At 72.0% G+C, this 19,734-nt stretch carries 21 protein-coding genes; 6 read left to right on the top strand and 15 right to left on the bottom strand.

Features of this window, described 5'->3' with window-relative positions; translation table 11 throughout:
* Positions 1–24: 24 nt before the first annotated feature.
* Entirely contained in the window at positions 25–1,533 is a 1,509-nt protein-coding gene (locus ACBJ32_RS01875) for an ABC transporter permease (protein ID WP_375125094.1), read from the bottom strand.
* Between the two features lie 96 nt (positions 1,534–1,629).
* Positions 1,630–3,369 (bottom strand): ABC transporter family substrate-binding protein, encoded by a 1,740-nt coding sequence (locus ACBJ32_RS01880; RefSeq protein ID WP_375125095.1) that lies wholly within the window; start codon positions 3,367–3,369, stop codon positions 1,630–1,632.
* Positions 3,370–4,124: 755 nt separating this feature from the next.
* On the opposite strand from ACBJ32_RS01880, the gene ACBJ32_RS01885 reads away from it, so the two are divergent.
* Both ACBJ32_RS01885 and ACBJ32_RS01890 read left to right on the top strand, forming a co-directional pair.
* Positions 4,125–5,048: a PaaX family transcriptional regulator C-terminal domain-containing protein gene (locus ACBJ32_RS01885; protein WP_375125096.1), complete on the top strand. Its 924-nt coding sequence runs from the start codon at positions 4,125–4,127 to the stop codon at positions 5,046–5,048.
* A 241-nt stretch (positions 5,049–5,289) separates the two neighbouring features.
* Positions 5,290–6,525, top strand: a complete 1,236-nt coding sequence (locus ACBJ32_RS01890) for an erythromycin esterase family protein (RefSeq protein ID WP_375125097.1) — start codon at positions 5,290–5,292, stop codon at positions 6,523–6,525.
* Here the strand turns inward: ACBJ32_RS01890 and ACBJ32_RS01895 are convergent.
* From ACBJ32_RS01895 to ACBJ32_RS01910, 4 genes are read right to left on the bottom strand one after another with little or no spacing between them, the layout of a single operon-like run.
* Complete coding sequence (locus tag ACBJ32_RS01895) at positions 6,512–6,886, bottom strand: carboxymuconolactone decarboxylase family protein (RefSeq protein ID WP_375125098.1); 375 nt, start codon at positions 6,884–6,886, stop codon at positions 6,512–6,514. The genes ACBJ32_RS01890 and ACBJ32_RS01895 overlap by 14 nt on opposite strands.
* Positions 6,883–7,713 (bottom strand): NAD(P)-dependent oxidoreductase, encoded by an 831-nt coding sequence (locus ACBJ32_RS01900; protein WP_375125099.1) that lies wholly within the window; start codon positions 7,711–7,713, stop codon positions 6,883–6,885. The genes ACBJ32_RS01895 and ACBJ32_RS01900 overlap by 4 nt, the downstream gene beginning before the upstream one ends.
* Entirely contained in the window at positions 7,710–8,447 is a 738-nt protein-coding gene (locus ACBJ32_RS01905; RefSeq protein ID WP_375125100.1) for an SDR family oxidoreductase, read from the bottom strand. The genes ACBJ32_RS01900 and ACBJ32_RS01905 overlap by 4 nt, the downstream gene beginning before the upstream one ends.
* On the bottom strand, positions 8,444–9,931 hold the full coding sequence (locus tag ACBJ32_RS01910) for an aldehyde dehydrogenase (protein ID WP_375125101.1): 1,488 nt from the start codon (positions 9,929–9,931) through the stop codon (positions 8,444–8,446). The genes ACBJ32_RS01905 and ACBJ32_RS01910 overlap by 4 nt, the downstream gene beginning before the upstream one ends.
* A 55-nt stretch (positions 9,932–9,986) precedes the next feature.
* Here ACBJ32_RS01910 and ACBJ32_RS01915 point away from each other — a divergent pair, with 55 nt between their 5' ends.
* The 3 genes from ACBJ32_RS01915 to hemC are packed head-to-tail and all read left to right on the top strand — an operon-like array spanning position 9,987 to position 12,040.
* The gene (locus ACBJ32_RS01915) at positions 9,987–10,688 is read left to right on the top strand and encodes a hypothetical protein (protein WP_375125102.1); all 702 of its coding nucleotides are present in this window, start codon (positions 9,987–9,989) and stop codon (positions 10,686–10,688) included.
* A gap of 22 nt (positions 10,689–10,710) precedes the next feature.
* A complete protein-coding gene (locus tag ACBJ32_RS01920) occupies positions 10,711–11,055 on the top strand; it encodes a VOC family protein (protein ID WP_375125103.1) in 345 nt (114 codons plus the stop codon).
* A 49-nt stretch (positions 11,056–11,104) separates the two neighbouring features.
* Complete coding sequence (hemC, locus tag ACBJ32_RS01925) at positions 11,105–12,040, top strand: hydroxymethylbilane synthase (protein ID WP_375125104.1); 936 nt, start codon at positions 11,105–11,107, stop codon at positions 12,038–12,040.
* Here the strand turns inward: hemC and ACBJ32_RS01930 are convergent.
* The 6 genes from ACBJ32_RS01930 to ACBJ32_RS01955 are packed head-to-tail and all read right to left on the bottom strand — an operon-like array spanning position 12,037 to position 16,709.
* Positions 12,037–12,603, bottom strand: coding sequence for a YybH family protein (locus tag ACBJ32_RS01930; RefSeq protein ID WP_375125105.1), 567 nt, complete (start codon positions 12,601–12,603; stop codon positions 12,037–12,039). The two genes, hemC and ACBJ32_RS01930, sit on opposite strands and share 4 nt — an antisense overlap.
* Positions 12,604–12,605: 2 nt before the next feature.
* A complete protein-coding gene (locus ACBJ32_RS01935) occupies positions 12,606–12,797 on the bottom strand; it encodes a ferredoxin (RefSeq protein WP_357883822.1) in 192 nt (63 codons plus the stop codon).
* Positions 12,794–14,131 (bottom strand): cytochrome P450, encoded by a 1,338-nt coding sequence (locus tag ACBJ32_RS01940; RefSeq protein WP_375125106.1) that lies wholly within the window; start codon positions 14,129–14,131, stop codon positions 12,794–12,796. Before ACBJ32_RS01940 ends, ACBJ32_RS01935 begins: the two co-directional genes overlap by 4 nt.
* On the bottom strand, positions 14,128–14,904 hold the full coding sequence (locus tag ACBJ32_RS01945) for an SDR family oxidoreductase (RefSeq protein WP_375125107.1): 777 nt from the start codon (positions 14,902–14,904) through the stop codon (positions 14,128–14,130). Before ACBJ32_RS01945 ends, ACBJ32_RS01940 begins: the two co-directional genes overlap by 4 nt.
* A 13-nt stretch (positions 14,905–14,917) precedes the next feature.
* Positions 14,918–16,108: a cytochrome P450 gene (locus ACBJ32_RS01950; protein ID WP_375125108.1), complete on the bottom strand. Its 1,191-nt coding sequence runs from the start codon at positions 16,106–16,108 to the stop codon at positions 14,918–14,920.
* A gap of 13 nt (positions 16,109–16,121) precedes the next feature.
* Complete coding sequence (locus tag ACBJ32_RS01955; protein WP_357883810.1) at positions 16,122–16,709, bottom strand: helix-turn-helix domain-containing protein; 588 nt, start codon at positions 16,707–16,709, stop codon at positions 16,122–16,124.
* A gap of 144 nt (positions 16,710–16,853) precedes the next feature.
* On the opposite strand from ACBJ32_RS01955, the gene ACBJ32_RS01960 reads away from it, so the two are divergent.
* Positions 16,854–17,855 carry a hypothetical protein gene (locus ACBJ32_RS01960; protein ID WP_375125109.1) on the top strand — a complete coding sequence of 334 codons (1,002 nt, stop codon included), beginning with the start codon at positions 16,854–16,856 and terminating at the stop codon, positions 17,853–17,855.
* Positions 17,856–17,861: 6 nt separating this feature from the next.
* Here the strand turns inward: ACBJ32_RS01960 and ACBJ32_RS01965 are convergent, their stop codons facing one another.
* From ACBJ32_RS01965 to ACBJ32_RS01975, 3 genes are read right to left on the bottom strand one after another with little or no spacing between them, the layout of a single operon-like run.
* On the bottom strand, positions 17,862–18,071 hold the full coding sequence (locus tag ACBJ32_RS01965) for a hypothetical protein (protein ID WP_375125110.1): 210 nt from the start codon (positions 18,069–18,071) through the stop codon (positions 17,862–17,864).
* Positions 18,072–18,106: 35 nt separating this feature from the next.
* Entirely contained in the window at positions 18,107–18,733 is a 627-nt protein-coding gene (locus ACBJ32_RS01970; protein WP_357883804.1) for a response regulator transcription factor, read from the bottom strand.
* A 28-nt stretch (positions 18,734–18,761) separates the two neighbouring features.
* Positions 18,762–19,721, bottom strand: a complete 960-nt coding sequence (locus ACBJ32_RS01975; protein ID WP_375125111.1) for a sensor histidine kinase — start codon at positions 19,719–19,721, stop codon at positions 18,762–18,764.
* Between the last annotated feature and the right edge of the window lie 13 nt (positions 19,722–19,734).

Below are 19,734 nucleotides of genomic sequence, written 5' to 3' on the forward strand. Positions count from 1 at the left end.
CTCCTGTGGGTGTGTACTGCCCGCTCATGACAGCCTGATCCGTGGGTCGAGGTAGGCGTAGATGATGTCGGCCAGCATGTTGAACAGCACGATCGCGCTCCCGGAGACGATGAAGAACGCCATGACCGGGGCCGGGTCGACCTGCTGCAGCCCTCTGAGGAAGAGGCTGCCCATGCCCTGCCAGCCGAAGACGTTCTCGGTCACGATCGCGCCGCCGATCACGCCCGCGAAGTCGAAGGCCATCAGCGTGGTGATCGGGATCATCCCGTTGCGGAAGGCGTGCTTGGTGACCACGGTGCGCTCGGGCAGCCCCTTGGCCCGCGCCGTGCGCACGTAGTCCAGGTTCATCACCTCGAGCATGCTGGAGCGGCTGTAGCGCGTGTAGGTGGCCAGCGAGATCAGGATCAGCGCCATGGTCGGCAGCAGGAGGTGGCCCGCCACGTCCAGGTTGGTCTGCCAGAAGTCGCCCTCGAAGTTCGGGGTGCTGGAGCCGATCGTGGCGATCGGGCGGCCGCGTACGTACTCGCTGTAGTCGGCGAAGCCGCGCAGCATGCGATCGAGGAAGACCAGCCCGGCGGTGATCAGCCCCGTCAGGACGGAGGCGATGATCGCCTGGCGGCGCAGCAGCCCGCCGAGGCCGTAGCCGAGCCCCGCGCAGACGGCCACGGTCAGCAGCGCCAGGCCGAAGATCTCCAGCCAGCTCGGATCGGCCAGGACGGGATCCAGGAGCTGCGACAGGACCACGCCGATCCCCGCGGCCGAGAGGGCGGCGTAGAGAGGGTCGCGGTAACGCAGCCCGGAGACCAGCGCGGTGATGCCGACCGCCGTGCCTCCCGCGAGGACCGCCAGGAGGACGACGCCGATGCCCGGATCGGCGAACCAGCGGGTCGCCGACAGCAGCGTCAGCGTCAGGGCGGTGGCGGCGGCGCCGAGGCCGAACGCGGCGAGCCGCGCCTGCCGGCCGCCGACCCAGAGCGCGCCCCAGAGCAGCCCGCCGATCAGGGCGGCCACGCCGATGACGGTGGGCGGGATGACGGGATCGCGCAGCCAGTCGTTGAACTCGATCGCGATGTACTGCTTGAGCATCACCGCCACCCAGAAGAGCGGGAGCGAGAAGCAGACGAAGGCGGTGAAGGTGACCGAGTAGTCGAAGGCGCTGTACTGCCGCAGCGCCGAGACGATGCCCACGATGACGCCGATGACGACCGCGAGCACGGTGGCGGCCACGACGAGCTGGAGCGTGGCCGACAGGGCGTTGCCGAGCAGCACGGCCACGTCCTGGCCGTCGCGGTTGACGCCGAGGTCGCCGCGGAACAGGTTGCCGAGCCAGGTCAGGTACCTGAGCGGGAGGGGAGCGTCGAGGTTCATCCGCTCGACGCGGTCGGCGATCTTCCTGTCCCGGTCCGGGCCCGGGAGCTCTCTGAGGTCTTCCAGCGGGTCGCCCGCAAGCGCCGTCAGCCCGTAGATGACCATGGTGGCCGCCAGGAGCACGAAGAAGGAGACGATCAGTCTTCGCGCGATGAAGGCGATCACTCGTTATCCCCCTTGGTTCGAGAGTGGTGCTGGCGCGGAGCGGAGGACTCGGGGAGTCCTCCGCTCCGCGCCGGGTGGTTCAGAGTGATCGGACGGCTACTGGGCCAGGGCCCACTTGTCCATGTTCCAGGTCACGGACGACTGCGCCGGGTTGGGCACGATGTTCTGCAGCTTCTCGTCCCAGGCCAGCATGTTCGGGTGGGCGAACAGCGGGATCGTGGCCAGGTCCTGCCAGAGCACCTTCTCGATCTGGGCGATGATGGCGGGGTGCTTGGTCTTGTCGATCTCGGCGTTGAGCTTCTTGATGAGGTCGTCGGTCTCCTTGCTGGAGTAGCAGCCGTTGTTGTTCTCCTTGCCGGCCTCGCTGCACTCCTTGACCGTGGTGTACGTCGAGCTCCAGCCGCTCACCTCGGCCGAGCCGGTCCAGGCGAACAGCGCCACGTCGTAGGTGTTGGTGGCGAGGGGGCCGCCGGCCTCGAAGAACTTCTCGTCCCCGGCGTCAGTGATCTTGAAGCCTGCCTTGTTGCAGGAGTCCGCGATGAGCTGCACCTCCTGCGTACGGCGCGGGTTGGGCAGGTTGTGGCCGATCTTCACTTCCATGCCGACCTTGCCGGCCTTCTCCAGCAGCGCCTTGGCGCCCTCGATGTCGGGCTGGGCGTAGGCCTCCGATCCGCTGCCCTGGGAGACGGTGGCGTAGGACGCCTCGAACGGCAGCGTGTTACGGACCTGCAGCACCTGCGCCTGCGGCGCGAGCGGCTTGATCAGGTTGTCCACGATGAGCTGGCGGGGCACGCACTTGGCGAACGCCTCGCGCAGCGTCTTGTCCTTGAACTCGCTGGAGTCGAAGTTGAAGTCCAGGTGCTCGTAGGTGTAGGCGTCACCGGTCTTCACGGTCACGCCCTGCATGCCCTCGAGCTGGGCGAGCAGGTCCGGGTTCGGCTGCGGCTCGATCAGGTTGACCTCGCGGTTCTGCAGCGCCTGGGCCTGCTCCTCCTGCGAGATCACCCGCATGACGACGGTCGGCGTGGCCGGCTTGGCGCCCCACCACTTGTCGTTGGTGCTGAGCGTCAGCGACTGGCCCGGCTCCATGGCGGAGATCTTGTAGGGGCCTGAGGCGGGGAAGAGCGACATGTCCTTGATGCCGCCCTCGATGACCCAGCCCTCGTTGTAGAACTTGATCACCGCTTCGAGCTTCTTGGCGTCCGCCGCCTGCACCGCGGCGATGAAGTCCGCCTCGCTCATGCCCGCGGCCTTGTAGGCCACGTGGGCCGGCAGCACGTCGGCGGCGCCGGGGCCGTTGCTCTCCCAGTCGGCGAACGGCTCCGAGTACTCGAAGGTGAACTTCTTCTCGCCCGCCTTGCACGCCGGGGCCTTGACGAGCTCGACACCGGTGGTGCCGTCGACCTGGAAGCCCTTGATCTTGCCCGACTTGGCCGCCCAGTACAGCAGGGCGTCGTCACAGTCGATGGGGTTTCCGTCGGACCAGACGCCCTTGGCGTTGAACTCGTACTCGACGGTCAGCGGGTCGTCCGAGGTCTTCGTGTAGGTGCCGAAGTCCTTGTCGGGGGTCACCACGCCCTTCTCGCCGTAGTACCAGAAGCCGAGCAGCACCCGCTGCATGGCCGTGCTGTTGACCAGGTTGTTCACGGCGATGCTGTTGTAGGAGTTGAACTCCTGCTCACCGGCGTAGGTGATGGTCTGCCCCGAGGCGGCGCCTCCGGTGTTCGACGCCGTCGGTTTGCTCGCCTCGTTTCCGCTCTGCCCGCAAGCGGACAGCAGAAGCGCGCCTGCTGTCACCGCCGTGAGGAATGTCCCAAGTCTCCGCCTATGGGTCACGACAGCTCTCCTTTGTGTCCGAACTAGGGTCAGCGCTGCAGGGCTGCTGGTTAATGCGCAACAGGATCATCGGCCAACGTTTCGGACAAATAGCCGCGTCCATACTGTTGCGAACTTGAGATCGACGTCTGCCCGATCTGTAATCAGATGTCAGAGAAGTCCACTTTCCGGTGTCCACACTGTAGACAGGAGGGGGCCCTCTGTGCCAGGGTTTGCGCAAAAGCCGTCGCAGGGCTGAAACCCCTGAGAGCGTGGGCTTTTATCCCTGAAAGGGATGGGGCGAAACGTGGTCTTTCATGCCCTGATAAGGCGGCTTTTCCGTGCGCGGCGCCGGCGGGGCCATCTTGTGCCCGCCCGCCATTCGCGTCCCGGGTATGCGACTGCGATCCCGCGCCGGTGCCGTAACCCACTCCTCGTACACTTCCGGACCGGCCCTTTCGGCGCCGTCCAGAAAAGATCACTATTGAGGAATTCAGGTGGTGCCGCTCCGTAATTGAGCCGCCCTTTCTTGGCCGCCTGTAACGGCCTGATCGCCACGGCCGCCGAAGCGCCTGGTTGTCACCTGACGGTCCGGCTGCCAGGCGAGCGCGGCACGGCGCGGGATCGTGACGCCCGTAATGACAAATGTCCAAGGTTCAAGAAGTCTCCGCTGAGCCTGCGAGCGGTTCCCGTCCCTGTGTGGCTCTACCTGGGCCCGAGATGTGCGACGAATCGATTGCGTGCGTAGGCGTAAGTGTTATCCATATACTCCTACGGTGACTGACGGTGCATGGACCGAGGCAGGCGGCGTCGATCTCCCGCGTTTCCAGGTGGGCGCGCCTCCGCAGCATCTGATCACCACGTTGCTCGGCGACTACTGGATCAGCCGGTCCGAGCAGCTCCCGTCGGCGGCGCTGGTGCGGCTGGCCGAGGAGTTCGGCGTGTCGGCGGTGGCGGCCCGCGCGGCGCTGTCGCGGCTGGCGCGGCGGGACCTGCTGGAGTCGTCCAAGGTGGGGCGGCGCACCTACTACCGGCTCACCGACCGGGCCGCCGCCGTGCTGCTCGACGGCCGGCAACGGATCATGTCCTTCGGGCTGGAGCAGGGCGCCTGGGACGGGACCTGGGTGCTCGCCGCGTTCTCGATCTCGGAGGAGCAGCGCGACCTGCGGCACGCGCTGCGTTCCCGGCTGCGCTGGCTCGGCTTCGCCCCGCTGTACGACGGGCTCTGGGTCTCCCCTCGGGCGGACGCCGACGACGCCGCGGCCGTGCTCGGCGAGCTGGACGTGCCCACGGCCACGATCTTCCGCGCCCAGGCCCTCGACCTGGCCGGCATGCGGGCGCCGGAGGAGGCGTGGGACTTCGGCCGGCTCCGCCGCACCTACGAGGCGTTCGTGGCGCAGTACTCGCCGCTGCTGGCCCGCGTGCGCAACGGGACCGTGGGCGCGTCCGAGGCCCTGGTGGCGCGTACGGGGATCATGGACACCTGGCGCACGTTCCCCAACCATGACCCCGACCTGCCCGCCGAGCTGCTGCCCGACGGCTGGCCCAGGGGCGCGGCCAGGGACGTGTTCGTGGAGATCTACGACACCCTGGGCGCGCTCGCCGAGTTCCGCGTCAAGCAGATCGTCGCCGAGTTCGACCCCGGGCTGGCCGAGCTGGTGGCCCACCACCGCACCAGTTTGATCCTTTCCCCTCGCTAGCCGGTGGCCCGCCGCCGCCCCAGCCTGGTGCTGGTCTCGGCTTCGTTGACGGAGGCCACCAGAGCGTCATCTGTGGCCAGGACCGGAGACCCAGGTCCACATCCGGGCGGCCCAAGGTCTACAACCGGCGGCCGGCGCACCGGCCCTGAGCCCCGTCACGCTCGACCTGGCTCCGATGACGGGCGACCCCGGGTCCGGTGAACTGGACCCATGATCGAGTTCGACAAGGACGTGAGCTGACATGTGGCACGGGCTCGCCCGTGCCCTCGCGGGCCTCGCGCTGCTCGCGACCGCGTGCGGGGGCGTGGACACCGCGGGGGTGACGTCCGGCGCCGTGGTCCCGCTCGACCGGGCCCCGCTCGCCGACGCCGCGGGGAAGCGGGTGGTCGGCATCGGCGAGGCCACGCACGGCAACAAGGAGTTCGTCCAGGCCCGTACGTTGATCATCCAGCGGCTGGTACGGGAGCACGGCTTCCGCACCGTCGCCCTGGAGGCCGACTTCGGCGGCACGGCCGTCGCCGACGACTACGTCGTCAAGGGGCAGGGCACCGCGGAGCAGGCGGCCACCGCGCTCGGCTTCGACATCTACCGCACCCGCGAGACGGCGAGCCTGCTGCGCTGGATCCACGACCACAACGCGACGGCCGCCGACGCCGACAAGGTGCGCCTCTACGGCTTCGACATGCAGCGCTACGACCGCAACAAGGAGCGGCTGCTGCGCTACCTCGCCACGGTCGAGCCGGCCCAGGCCGCGCCTGCCGAACGGGCGCTGGCGGGCCTCACCGACGCCACCAGGTCCGGGCAGGACGAGGCCACGATCGAGGCCGGCGCCACCGCCGCCGAGCGGATCGCCGCCCGCATGCGCGACCACGAGGACGCGTACGTCAAGCGCAGCTCCCCGGAGTCGTTCGCCCTCGCGCTGCACCACGCGGAGACGATCGGCCGCGGCGCGCGGCTGCGGCTCTCCGGGGCCGGCTACGCCCGCAAGCGGGACGCCTGGATGGCCGAGGCCGTCGAGTGGATCGCCGGGCGCGGCCGTCGGAAGCTCATCGTGGCCGGTCACAACGGGCACCTCGACAAGAGCGGGGCCGCGTTCCCCTTCGAGTCGATGGGGCGGCGCCTGGCCAGGACGTACGGGGACGACTACTTCGCCATCGGCACCGAGTTCGGCACCAGTACCTTCCTCAGCCGTGACGACTCCTCCGGCGAGCGCGCGCGGTTCACCGTGAGCCACGACACGCCCCTGGCCGGGCTGTTCGGCGCCGAGCCCCTGGGCTACGTGAACCTCGCGCAGGCCTCGGCCACGCCCGCCAACCGCCGGCTGCTCGGCTCGCAGCTGCGCATGGGCAGCGTCGGCGACGGCTACCGGTCCCTCTTCAGCGCCCTGAGCTGGACCTACACGGTGGCCATGGTGCCGGCGAAGGCGTACGACGCGCTGGTGTACGTGCCGCGGGCCACCCCGGTCACTCCTCTGTGACGGGCCGCTTCTCGTGCTGGGCGATGATCGTGTCGATCTGCACGCTGAGTCTGGCCCCGAGGGGCCAGCCGACGTAGTGGGTGAGGAAGATGGCGATCTCGCGCAGCTCGCCGGCGGTGAGCTCGCGGTTGCGCAGCGCCGCCGGGAGCTGGATGTCGAGCACGTCGTTCATGCCCTTGGCGGCCAGGACGCCGATCAGGAGGAGCCGCCGGTCACGCATGGACAGCCCCGGCCGGGACCAGATCTCGGCGAACAGGTGGTCCACGGTGATCCCGAAGAAGTCGCCGGGACCGTCGCGCATCTCCCACCCGTAGACCTGCCCCATCATCTCCAGCCCGCGCCGCCGCCTGTCGTCGGTCATGAGAGCTCCTCGAGGCCGAGGTCGGCGGCCAGCCGCTGGTGGGCGAGCCGGGCGAGCGGGGTGTCGACGCCGAGCTCGCCGGCCAGGCCGAGGGCCAGCGACAGGTCCTTGTCGCCGAGCGCGAGCACGTGCGCCATGATCTCGCGCAGCGGGTCGCCGGGAGGCAGGGGTGCCGTGGTGTCGCGGAGCATGAGAGCGCCGGGGCCGCCGGTGACGGCGTCGGAGTGGCGGACGATCCGGCCGAGGTCGCCGAGCGGGACCCCGGCCGCCTCGGCCAGCCGCTGCGCCTCGGCCGCGGCGGCGAAGGAGACGAAGTGCAGCAGGTTGCGGGCGAGCTTGGCGCGGGTGCCGGCCCCGACGGGGCCCATGTGCAGGACGAGCCCCGCCCAGGCGGCGAACGCCTCCTTCACCCGCGCGAACGCCGCCTCGCTCGCGCCGACCATGACCGCGAGGGTGCCCGCCGCGGCGCCCATGAACCCGCCGCTGACGGGGGCGTCGACCACCTCGACCCCGTACGGCCGCGCGGCCTCGGCCAGCTCGACCGCGGTGCCGGCGCGGATCGTGGAGTGCACGGCGATGACCGTCCCGGCGGCGCTCGCCGGGATCAGCGTGGCCGCGACCTCGTTGACCTGCGCGTCGTCGCGGACCATGAGCGAGATGAGCTCGGCGCGGGCCACGTCCGCCAGGTCGGCGGCGGGCAGTGCGCCCCGCTCGACCAGGGGCGCCATCGCCGCGGCCCGGACGTCGTAGACGATCAGGCCGGGCCCCGCCAGGCGTCCCGCCATGGGGGCGCCTATCTGACCGAGCCCGACGAATCCGTACATCATGCGCGGAACACCTCGCCCCCGTCCACGTTGAAGATCTGTCCCGTGACCCACGACGCCTCGTCCGACAGCAGGAACAGGCACATCCCGACGAGGTCGGCCGGCGTGCCGAGCCGCTTCAGCGCGAGCTTGTCGCGCACGATCCTGGCGGACATGCCGGCGGGCACGACCGCCCGGTGGGCGGCGGTGTCGATCGGGCCCGGCGCGATGGCGTTGACGCGGATGCCCAGCGAGCCGAGTTCCTGCGCGAGCTGCTGGGTGAGGCTGTTCACCCCGGCCTTGGCCAGGCCGTAGTAGCCGGAGTACTGCCAGGCGGCGGTGGACGACTGGTTGACGATCGCGCCGCCGCCGCGCTCGGCCATGCGGGCGTGGCAGGCGCGGGCGCACAGCAGCGCGCCGTCCAGGTTCACGGACATGAACCTGCGGTAGTAGTCCCAGTCCACGGTGAACAGGAAGTCCAGCTTCATGGTGCCGAAGACGGCGGCGTTGTTGACCAGGTAGTCGATCCCGCCGAACGCCGTCACGGCCGCGGCCGCCATGGCCTCGGTGGCCGCGGGATCGGCCACGTCGGTCCTGACGAACAGTCCCTCGATGTCGTCGGCGACCTTCGCGCCCTGCTCGTCCACGTCCGCCACGACGACGCTCGCGCCCTCGGCGGCCAGCGCTCGCGCGTACGCCTCTCCGATGCCCTGGGCGGCGCCCGTGACGATCGCCACCTTCCCGGCGAAGCGCCTCATCCCGCTCCCTCCGCGATCGACTTGATCTCGAGGTACTCCTCGAAGCCCGCCACGCCCATCTCGCGGCCGATGCCCGACTGCTTGTAGCCGCCGAACGGCACGTCGGGGCCGTACCAGATGCCGCCGTTCACGCTGACCGTGCCGGTGCGCAGCCGCCGCGCGACCGCGCGCGCCCGCTCGGGGTCGCCGGCGTGCACGGCGCCGGACAGGCCGTAGGGCGAGTCGTTGGCGATCCGCACCGCGTCGTCGTCGCCGTCGTGGGGGAGCACCACCAGCACCGGGCCGAAGATCTCCTCGCGGGCGGCCCTGGCCTGGTTGGACAGGCCGATGATCAGCGTGGGCTCGATCCAGAAGCCCCTGTCCCGGTCGGGCCGGCGCCCTCCGGTGGCGAACGAGCCGCCCTCCGCGACCGCGAGCTTCAGGTACCTCTCGACGCGGTCGCGCTGGCGCGCGGAGATGACCGGGCCGCAGACGGTGCGGTCGTCGGACGGGTCTCCGGTGCCGATCCGCGCCATCGTCCTGGCGGTGATCTCGACCGCCTCGTCGTGGCGGGCGCGGGGGACCAGCAGCCGGGTGGTGAGCGCGCAGCCCTGCCCGGCGTGGGAGATCGCGGCGAAGGCGGCGTACCCGCACGCCCCGGCGAGGTCGGCGTCGTCCAGCACGACGCACGCCGACTTGCCGCCCAGCTCCAGGAACACCCGCTTGAGCGTCTGCGCGGCGGCGTGCATCACCGCGCGGCCCGTCGCCGTCGAGCCGGTGAAGGAGACCAGGTCCACGCGCGGGTCGGCGGCCAGCCGCGCGCCGAGGGCGTGATCGCGGCCGGTGACGACGTTGACGACGCCCGGCGGGATGTCGGTCTCCTCGGCGAGCAGCCGGCCGAGCGCCGCCGCGCACCAGGGGGTGTCGGGGGCGGGCTTGAGCACCACCGTGTTGCCGGCGGCCAGCGCGGGGCCCAGCTTGGCCAGGTTGATCTGGTGCGGGAAGTTCCCCGGGGTGATCGCGCCGACCACGCCCACCGGCTCGCGCAGCACGCGCCGGTCGCTGGGGATCCCCATCGGTGCGGCCCGGCCCAGGTCACGCGTCCACGCGTAGGTCTCGGCGAGGTCGGCGACCCAGCCGAGACCGGCCACGGGCGCGTCGAGCTGCGCGCCGAACGTCAGGAACCGGGGCGCGCCGGCCTCCCTGACGGTGAGCGCGCGCAGCTCGTCGCCGTGCCGTACCAGGGCCTGCCGGAGCTGGCGCAGGCAGCGGACGCGCAGGGCGAGGTCGGCGGCCCAGCCGGAGTCGTCGAACGCGCGGCGGGCGGCGGCGATCGCCGTGTCGAGCAGGCCGGGAGCGGCGTCGGCCGCCGGGCCGATGACCTCCTCGGTGGCCGGGTCGATCGTCTCGAAGTGCCGATCGCCCGTGACCAGCCTGCCGTCGACCAGGAGGGGAGAGCCCTGCTCCGCCCAGCCGTCGAGCAAGCGACCGGTTGTTATGGACACGTGTCCAGACTACAGTTCACGTGTCACCGTGCAAGGGGGGATCGAGGGAGGGCCAGTGTCCCGTGACGACTACTCCGGCGCGTTCGACCCCGGCTTCCGCTTCGAGGACCTGTCGAAGGCGGCGCTGGTGCGCCTGGTCAGGGAGTACGCGCTCATCGTCCACCTGCTCGACCGCTCCTCGCTGATCGCGGTCGGGATGAAGTACGGCCAGGAGGCCGTGGAGGAGATCGCCGTCCAGGAGTGGCGCGGCGCCAGCCCGATCTACACCCAGCGGATCCGCGAGATCATGCGGATCGAGGGCGACGGGGTCTCGGCCATCTTCAAGTGCCTGCAGCTCGACCCCGGCTTCGCCCAGCACTACATGGACGTCGAGTACGAGCTGATCGACGAGTCGCACGGCTTCTTCCAGCTCCGCACCTGCGGGGCGCTGCTCGACGTGGAGCCGTTCGGCGAGCGGGCGGTGCGCGGCATGTGCCACCACATCGAGGACGGCACGTTCGACTGGACGGCCCAGGCGGTCAACCCCAGGGCGCGCATCCGCCCGGTGCACCGGCCGCCGCGCGTCCCGGGCGGCAGGGTGCCGCACTGCCGCTGGGAGGTCGTCATCGACGACGGCACCGAGCCGGTCGGCGAGGCCCCGATCACCGCGATGACCCGCGCCACCACCGCGGCCCGCTTCCGCTTCCCGCCGATGAGCGACGGCACGCCGCACGTGCCTCCCGATGAGTTCGCGCCGCGGGAGCGGTCTCACCCTTGAAACGACGGAAGGAGCGGCTCCCATGGACCTGCACAGCGTGGTGTGCGTGCGTGACCTGGCAATCTCGCAGAAGTGGTACGAGGTGTTCTTCGGGCGGCCGGCTGACGAGATCATCGGCGAGGAGCTCCTGTGGCAGATCGGTGAGAACGCCTGGGTCGTCCTCGACGACCGGGACGTGCGGGCCTCCCGGGTGGGCGGCACCATGATCACGTTCGGCGTCACGGACCTCGACGACATCCTGGCCCGGCTCGCCGCGCACGGCATCGAGCACGAGCCCGTGGAGACCTACGGCAACGGCGTGCGCCACGTGGAGATCCTCGACCCGGACGGCAACAGCCTCTCCCTCGCGCAGGCCCCCGCCGGGTGAGGGCCAGAAGACGGCCGTACCGGGCGGCCACGGCGGCTACCATCGACGGATGGCCGTCCCTCAGCTGATCCGCATCGCCACCCGCTCGTCACCCATGGCGCTCGCCCAGGTCGAGCGGGTCCGCCACGAGCTGGCCGCGCTGCACCCGGATGTCCGCACGGAGGTCGTGCCGGTCACCACGTCGGGCGACAGGTGGCAGGGCGCGCTGTCGGCGCTCGGCGGCAAGGGCGCGTTCACCAAGGAGGTGGACGCGCTCCTGCTGGCGGGGCAGGCCGACCTCGCGGTGCACTGCGTGAAGGACGTCCCGGCCGACCGGCCGCTGCCCGCGGGCACCACCTGGGCGGCCTTCCTCAAGCGCGACGACCTGCGCGACGCCCTCGTGGACCCGGGCGGCCGCACCCTGGACGAGCTGCCGCCGGGCACCCGCATCGGCACGTCGTCGGTACGGCGGATCGCGCAGCTCGCCTCCACCCACCCGCACCTGCGCTGCGTGCCGATGCGCGGCAACGCCAACCGGCGGCTGGAGAAACTCGACGCCGGCGAGGCCGACGCGCTGCTGCTGGCCGTGTCGGGCCTGGAACGCATCGGCATGCGCGACCGCATCTCCGAGGCGCTGTCGCTGGAGACGATGTGCCCGCCGATCGGCGCGGGCGTGCTCGCCCTGCAGTGCCGGGAGGACGACGCGCAGACCATCGAGGCCGTGGCGGGCCTGAGCGATCCCGACACGTGGCGCGAGGTGACGGCTGAGCGCATGCTGCTGCACGTCCTGCAGGGCCACTGCAACAGCCCGATCGCCGGGTACGGCCGCGCCGGACGCGACGGGCGCCTGTCGCTGCGCGCCCGCGTCTTCAGCCCCGACGGCAAGACGGTCCTGGACGCCCACGAGTGGGCAGGCCCGCTGGACCCGGCCACGCTGGGCACGTCGGTGGCCGTCGCGCTGCTGCGGCAGGGCGCCCGCCAGCTCATCGACGCCATCCCGCACTAGCCGTCACCACAGCGGCCCTCACCACAGCGGCACGGGAGTCTCCGCTCTCGGGTAGTAGCCGGGGACCTGGGCGCCGGACGCGGCGCGGTCCAGGCGTCGCCGCATGCCGTCCGACAGCACCCCGCCTTCATCATCTCGACGAACACCGCGGTCACGTTGCCCAGGTCGAACCAGTCGCGCTGCCAGCGCCACCGGAAGCCGCCGCCGTACCGGAACCAGCTCCCGCCGATCCCCGGCACCTCGTACGGGCTGCCGTCCGGGCGGCGGGCGTCGGCGACCTGCTTCCAGAAGCCGACCACCTGCCCCTGGCGCTCGTCGATGAGGATGCTCTGGTAGGGGTACGACCAGCCGTCCAGGCCGCCCATCTCCGAGCCGAGGGCGAGCTCGCGGATCTCGTCCCTGCCGACGGCCATGAAGTCCTGGCCGGGGCCGACGTTCCAGCCGTACGTGGCGTCCTCGGTGTAGAGCTCCGCCAGCGGGCGCCAGTCGCCCCGTTCCTCGCACCGCCGGTTCGCCTCCAGCCAGCGCTGGACCATCTCCTCCAGCTCGTCACGCGGGAACACGATCAGCCTCCCCACTTCAGCGCCCGGGTCGGGCAGTAACGGACGGCGGCCTCCACCTGGGCGCGCATCGACTCCTCCGGCTCCTCGACGAGCACGCGGACCTTGCCCTTGCGCGGGACCTCGAAGACGTCCGGCGCCTCCAGCTCGCACATCGCGTGCCCCTGGCAGAGGTCCAGGTCGGCTTCCACTCTCACGATCCGCGCCTCCGGTAGCGGACCCGGCACGGCCGGGCGAGCTGGACGACCATCTTGGAGTGGTCGTCACGGTAGGAGTCCGGCGGCTGGGCCGGCTCGAACTCCCAGTCCCGCAGCAGCACCGAGAAGATCGCCTTGAGCTGGATCATCGCGAAGTTCGCGCCCACGCAGCGATGCCGGCCCGCGCCGAACGGCACCCAGGTCCACCGGTTGAGCAGGTCCTCCTCGCGCGGCTTGGCATACCGGGACGGGTCGAAGGCGTCGGGCCGCGGGAAGTCCTCCGGGATCCGGTTCGAGACCGCCAGGCTGCACCCGACCAGGGTCCGCGGCGGGATGCGGTAGCCGAGCACCCGCTGCTCCGTCCTGGCCACCCGCAGCAGCAGGATCAGCGGCGGATGCAGGCGCAGCGCCTCCTTGATCGCCGACTCCAGCAGCGGGATCTCGCGCAGCGCCTGGAAGCTGACCTCGGAGCCGTCGGCGTACAGCTCGTCCAGCTCCGCCACCACCCCGTCCAGGACGCCGGGGTGGCGCAGCAGCTCGATCAGGGTCCACGCGGCCGTGCCCGAGCTGGTGTGGTGCCCGGCGAACATCATCGAGATGAACATGCCGGTGATCTGGTCCGCGGAGAAGCGCGGGGTGCCGTCGTCCGCCCGGATCGACATGAGCACGTCCAGCAGGTCCCGCTCCTCCCGGGGCGGGCGGGGCGCGGCGGCCCGGCCGTCCATGATGCCCTCCACCAGCGCCACGAGCCGCGCCCTGGCGGCGTCGCGGCGGCGGAAGCTCTCGATGTCGGCGTACGGGTCGACGTAGGCGATCGCGTCGGTGCCCCGCTCCAGGTCGTGGTAGAGCTCGGCGAAACGGCGGTCGAGCTGGTCCCGGAAGCGCTTGCCGATCAGGCAGGCCGAGGAGGTGTAGATGGTCAGCTCGGCGAACCAGTCGAGCAGGTCGAGCTCGCCCTCCTCGCCCCACCCCGCGACCATCCGGTCCACCTCGGCGGCGATCGTGGCCGCGTGCCCCTTGAGGAACGAGCCCTTCAGCGCCTGGTTGTGCAGGGCCTCCCGGCGCTGCTCGGGAGTGGCGTCGAAGACCACGCCGGTCCCGAAGATCGGCGTCATGAACGGGTACGCCTCCGCCTGGTCGAGGTCCTCGTCCGGGGCGCGGAAGAAGAACTCGTTCGCCTCGGCCCCCGACAGCAGCACGACCGGCCGCCCCGCCAGCAGGAACCGCCCGACGTCCCCGCACTCCGCGCGCACGCGGCGCATCAGCCCGATGGGGTCGGCGCGCAGCTCTTCCAGGTGGTCGGGGCCGCCGGAGACGACGGCGGGCTCCCTCACGACTCGACCGCCCGTTCCGGCTGGACCTCCACCAGCGTGAGGTGCACGCCGCGCGGCGCGGTCGCCACCGTCACGATCACCGCGGCGACCTGCTCCGGCTGCAGGAAGTACGGATGGCGCGCCAGCCCCCAGTGCACCCACTCCTCCAGCACCGTGGCGGTCGTCTCCGCGTCCCACGTCATGCCCATCCCCGTCAGCGTCGGGCCCGGCCTGACCAGCGAGGTCCGCACGCCGCTGCCCTCCAGCTCCATCCGCATGGCGCGGGCCATGCCCTCGACGCCGTGCTTCGCCGCGACGTACGCGCCCATCCGGGGCCGGGGCGACGGCACCACGTCGGAGGAGACGAGGACGACGTCGCCGCGCGCCCTGGCCACCATGCCGGGCACCACCTGCGAGACCACCCGGTGCGCGCCCACCAGGTGCACCTGGAGCTGCGCGGCGAAGGCCTCGGGGTCCAGCTCGTGAACGCGCGCGGCGGCCAGGTCACCGGCACCCGAGACGACGATCTCCGGATCGCCGTGCGCGTCGGTGGCCGCCGCCACGAAGGCCTTGACCGAGTCGGAGTCGGAGACGTCCAGCGGGAGGGCGACCGCCTGCCCGCCGCGCTCGCGGATGGTCGCGGCGACCTGCTCGCAACGGTCCGCGCGGCGGGCGCCGAGGGCCACGGGATGGCCCGCGGCGGCGAGCAGGGTGGCGGTGGCCGCGCCGATCCCGGACGAGGCCCCGGTGACGAGCGCGGGGCGGCGTCCGGGGTGGGGGGCGAATCGGGGCATGGAGGCGGACCTCCTATCGGGGGATGACGGTCATGGGCAAGGCGGCGAAGCCGCGGACGTTGACGGAGTGCACGCGTACGGCCTTGTCCGCGTCCACGTCGTAGGCCCGGACCCGGCGGACGAACTCGGTCAGGGCCAGCCGCGCCTCCAGGCGGGCCAGGCCCGCCCCGAGGCAGAAGTGCCGGCCGCCGCCGAAGCTGATCAGCGGCGCGGTGTCGCGATCGAGGTCGTAGCGGTCGGGCTCGGCGAACACCCGCTCGTCGCGGTTGGCCGACCCGACCAGCAGCAGCATGCGCGCGCCCGCGGGGACGAGCGTGCCGTGCAGCTCGGTGTCCCGGGTGACGGTGCGGGCGATCTGCTGGCTGGAGGTGTCGTAGCGCAGCGTCTCCTCCACCCACGCGGGCACCCGGCCGGGATCGGCCAGCGCCTTGGCGAGCTGCTCCGGATGGCGCCAGCCCCAGTACAGGGCGTTGGCCAGCAGCTTGGTGGTGGTCTCGTTGCCGGCCACGACCATGAGGAACAGGAAGGCGACGATCTCCTCGCCGGTCATGCGGTCCCGCCCCTCTCCTTCGGCGAGCAGCGCGGAGGTGAGGTCGGGGCCCGGCCTGCGGCGCCGCTCGGCGACCAGGTCCTGGTAGTAGCCGGCCAGCACGAGCGCCGCCTCCATGCCGGCCCGCGGGATGTCGTTCAGCCCCTCCTCGCGGTGCACGACGAGGTCCGCGAGCCGCCGCACCTCGTCGCGGTCGGCCTCCGGCACGCCCACCAGCTCGGAGACGACGTCCATCGGCAGCTTGCCCGCGAAGTCGGCGATCACGTCGAACCCGCCCGCGGCCACGGCCGGCTCCAGGTGCCGGCGGGTCAGCCGCAGGATGTCGCCCTCCAGCTCGCGCACCCGCCGCGGCGTGAAGCCCTTCGAGACCAGCGTGCGCATCCTGGTGTGCGAGGGCGGGTCCATGGCCAGGAACGACATGGTCCGGTGCGCGGCCGGGCCCCACGCGCTCGGGTCGAGGGAGACGCCGTTGGCGCTGGAGTACCGCTCGTGGTCGCGGAAGGCGGCCGACACGTCGGCGTGCCGCGAGATCGCCCAGAAGTCGAGCTCGTCGTTGCGGTAGAGCGGCGCCCGGTCGCGCAGCCGCCGGTAGGCGGGGTACGGGTCCTCGTGGATCGCGTAGTCGTACGGGTCGTAGGACGGACTGCCCTGCACGGCGACCACCCCCTCAGAAGAGCAGCTCGGCCACCTCGGCGAGCCGGTCGGCCATCTCGGCGTAAGAGCTGTAACCCATGCCGGCGTGCACCAGCGCGCCCGCGTACGCGAACTCCAGCGCGTTGAGCACGCGCGCCTGCTCCGGCGCCGGGCGTTCGGCGCCGGGGTCGAGCGCCGCCAGCAGGCGGCGGTGGATGGTCCTGCCGATGCGCAGCCGCAGCTCCCGCACGTCCGGGTCGGTGCCGAGCAGCGCGGACGTGCAGGCGGCGGCGAGCTCCGGCTCGTCGGAGACCAGCAGCGCGATCTCCCGCAGCACCGCGATCACCCGCTCGCGCGGCTCCCGCGGCGACGGCGGGATCGGCGGCAGGGCGCGCAGCCGCCGCCAGAACACCTCCGTGATCAGGTGGTTCTTGGAGGTGAAGTACGTGTACGCGGTGGCGGGCGCGACCCCCGCGCGGCGGGCCACGTTGCGCACGGTGAACCCGTCGAACCCGGTCGCCCGGACCTCCTCGACGGCCGCGTCGGTGAGCCGGCGCACGGTGTCGGCCTGCCGGCCCGACAGCCGGCGGCGGGTCGGCTCCGTCATCGCTTCGCCGGACATGTGTCCAGACGCTAGTTCAGGTAGGTGCCCGGCGCAAGAGGGCCGTGAGGAGTCGCCGTGCGGTTCCGCTGAGCCCGGTGCGCGAGCCCGGACGGCGCACGTCGTCCCCTGTGGCCGCGCCGGAGTGATGGTTACCCTGCCAGAATGTCACTCAGTCTTCGATCGTCCGGTGCGGTGGCGCTCGCCGCCGCCGCGCTCGCCACGACCACCATCACGCAGGCGGCCCCCGCGGCCGCCGCGGACCGCGTCTTAAGGGTCTACAGCAACAACATCGAGAACCTGGTGCGGAACAACGCCGACGGCACCTGCACCCGGATCTCGGGTCCCGACCACCTCCGCTCGATGCTGGTCGACGACAACGGCGCGACCGGCACCTCCGGCGTGCAGGCCCCCGACCTCCTCATCGTGCAGCAGGTACGCGGCACCGGGCAGGCCACGGCCTACGCCGACCAGCTCTCCGCCAAGTTCGGCCACCCGGCCGGCACCTACCGGGCGATCGTGGCCTGGGACGACCCCGAGCCGTGGGGCGGCTCCCACCACTGCAGCCAGCAGTCGCTCGGCGACCTGAAGAAGAAGCAGACCAACGCGATCGTCTACAACACCAGGACGCTCAGCCTCGCGGACACCTCGAAGTACTGGAGCGCGGGCTGGCTGAAGCCCGGCACCGCCTACAACGGCGGGGCCGGGTGCACGCTGTACAAGCCGCCGAGCAACGACGACGGGGCCGCGTACGCGTACAAGTGGAAGCGCACCAGCGCCATCGCCGCCAGGTTCACGATCAAGGAAACGGGCACGTCGGTCTTCGCCGCGACCATGCACCTGCCCGAGCAGAACGGGCAGCACGCCTGCGCGGGCGCGGGTGACACCGGCATCGCCGGCTCCGGCATCCACGTCGGCGCCGACGCCACGAGCCTGATGAACGCCTCGGCGATCCGCGTGATCGGCGTCGACGCGAACCGCACCGGCATCGCCCCCGCCGCCCTCGCCGGCCTCGGCATGACCGGCTACGGAGCGAAGGCGACCATGGGCTCCAGGAAGATCGACTACCTGTTCGTCAAGGGCGCCGTGCGGCCGTCGAGCGTCGACCACACGGTGAGCGGCACCAAGTCGAACCACCTGGCGCTGTACGGGTTCATCGCGTACTGAGCCGGTTCAGGCCCGGCGCAGGGAGCCGAGGTAGTCACGCAGGACCGAGCGCGTCCGCTCGGAGCTCCACATCTTCAGCACCTCGGGATCGTCCCACGCCCGCGCGGCGCGGACGCGTTCGAGGGCGGGCGCGTGGAGCCGGCGCTTGGCGAAGGCGTACACGTCGGGCGGGACCGCGTGGCGCATGACCTCCAGGGGCACCGTGGGGAAGGGCACGCCCGCCGCCGGCTCGGTCAGGCCGATGCCTCTCGTCAGGTCACCTGACCGCTGCTCCAGGCCCAGGCGGCGATGCCGACCCGGTTGGCGGCGCCCACCTTGCGCTGGATGTGGGCGATGTGCGTCTTCACGGTGCCCGGGCTGATGGTCAGCTCGCCGGCGATGCGGGCGTTGGTGTGCCCGCGCGCCACCAGGCGGGCGATCTCCAGCTCGCGGGCGGTGAGCGGGTCCTCCAGCGGCGGCGGTGGCCGGCGGGTCAAACCCTGGAGGAGGCGTACGGTCACCTGGGGGCTGATCAGGGTGTCGCCCGCCATCGCCGCGCGGACGGCCTCCACCAGCAGGGCGGGGCCCGACCGTTTCAGCAGGAAGCCGCAGGCGCCCGCGCGCAGGGCGGTGTGGACGTACTCGTCCAGGTCGAACGTCGTCACGACGATCACGCGGGTCTCGGCCGCGAGCCGCCTGGTGACCTCCAGCCCGTCCAGACCCGGCATGCGGACGTCGGCGAGGACCACGTCGGGGCGCAGGTGGCGGGCCAGCTCGACGGCCCGCGTGCCGTCGGCCGCCTCGCCCACCACGGTCATGTCCGGCTGCGCGTCGAGGATCAGCCGGAAGCCGATCCGCACGTCCTCCTGGTCGTCGGCGAGCAGGATCCGTGTCGTCATGCGGGATCCCCCGGGAGTCCGCGGGCGGTCATGCGGGGATCTCCGCGTCGACCCGCCAGCCGCTCCCGTGCGGGCCCGCCGCCAGCCGTCCGCCGCGCGCCTCCAGCAGGTCGCCCAGGCCCGCGAGCCCGAAACCGCCGATCCTGGTGCTCGGCGAGCTGCCGCCGCCGTCGTCCGCCACCCGCACCCGCAGGACACCGCCCTTCTCACGGACCTCCACCGCCACGGTCGTGGCCCGCGGCGCGTGCCGGCGCACGTTCGTGAGCGCCTCGGTCACCACACGGTAGGCCAGGGACGACACCTCGTGCCGCGGCGCCAGCCCCGGCTCGACCGCCAGATCCACCCGCACGCCGGGCGAGAACGCGTCGGCCAGCCGCTCCAGCCCCTCGATCCCCGGCCCCCGCTCGCCCAGCGCGTGCACCGTGCGGTCGAGCGAGGCCAGCGCCCGCTGCCCGGCGTCCTCGATGCGCCGCAGCGCGTCGGCGACCGGCTCCGGCAGCGAGCCCGCCACCACCTGGGCAGCCTGAGCCTGCACCAGCATGCCGTTGACGTCGTGGGCGACGAAGTCGTGCAGGTCGCGGGCCAGCCCGAGCCGCTGCGCCCGGGCGGCCTCCTCGACCGCGCGCCGCCGGTCGTCGTCCAGCCTGCGCAGGTAGAGCCCGATCCCGGTGGCCGCCACCGCGCCGAGCGCCCAGGCCGAGCACGCGCCCACCACCAGCTGCGGCGGACCCTGCCACACGGCGCGCAGCAGGATGAGCGCCACCGCCGAGCCGCTCAGCACCGCGGAGACGGCCGCCCGGCGCGCGGGGGAGCGCCGGACGGTGAGGACGGTGAGGACCAGGAGCACCGACACCTCGGCCACCAGCGCCACGGCGTCGGCGCTCGCCCACCCGGCCGCCGGATGCGCCAGCGTGACGGCGAGGGACGCCGCCCCGGCAGCCCCCGCCACCCCGGCCACCCGGACCCTCGCCCCTCCGTACCGCTTCACGGTCGCGAGCCTA

The organism is Nonomuraea sp. GTA35, assembly GCF_041950525.1.
GTDB lineage: Bacteria > Actinomycetota > Actinomycetes > Streptosporangiales > Streptosporangiaceae > Nonomuraea.

What these genes read in the sequence shown, in the direction of transcription:
- ACBJ32_RS01890 (WP_375125097.1), top strand. Translation starts at nt 5,290, where the DNA reads ATGTGGCACGGGCTCGCCCGTGCCCTCGCGGGCCTCGCGCTGCTCGCG.
- ACBJ32_RS01895 (WP_375125098.1), bottom strand. Translation starts at nt 6,886, where the DNA reads ATGACCGACGACAGGCGGCGGCGCGGGCTGGAGATGATGGGGCAGGTC.
- ACBJ32_RS01900 (WP_375125099.1), bottom strand. Translation starts at nt 7,713, where the DNA reads ATGATGTACGGATTCGTCGGGCTCGGTCAGATAGGCGCCCCCATGGCG.
- ACBJ32_RS01905 (WP_375125100.1), bottom strand. Translation starts at nt 8,447, where the DNA reads ATGAGGCGCTTCGCCGGGAAGGTGGCGATCGTCACGGGCGCCGCCCAG.
- ACBJ32_RS01920 (WP_375125103.1), top strand. Translation starts at nt 10,711, where the DNA reads ATGGACCTGCACAGCGTGGTGTGCGTGCGTGACCTGGCAATCTCGCAG.
- hemC (WP_375125104.1), top strand. Translation starts at nt 11,105, where the DNA reads ATGGCCGTCCCTCAGCTGATCCGCATCGCCACCCGCTCGTCACCCATG.
- ACBJ32_RS01945 (WP_375125107.1), bottom strand. Translation starts at nt 14,904, where the DNA reads ATGCCCCGATTCGCCCCCCACCCCGGACGCCGCCCCGCGCTCGTCACC.
- ACBJ32_RS01955 (WP_357883810.1), bottom strand. Translation starts at nt 16,709, where the DNA reads ATGTCCGGCGAAGCGATGACGGAGCCGACCCGCCGCCGGCTGTCGGGC.
- ACBJ32_RS01960 (WP_375125109.1), top strand. Translation starts at nt 16,854, where the DNA reads ATGTCACTCAGTCTTCGATCGTCCGGTGCGGTGGCGCTCGCCGCCGCC.
- ACBJ32_RS01970 (WP_357883804.1), bottom strand. Translation starts at nt 18,733, where the DNA reads ATGACGACACGGATCCTGCTCGCCGACGACCAGGAGGACGTGCGGATC.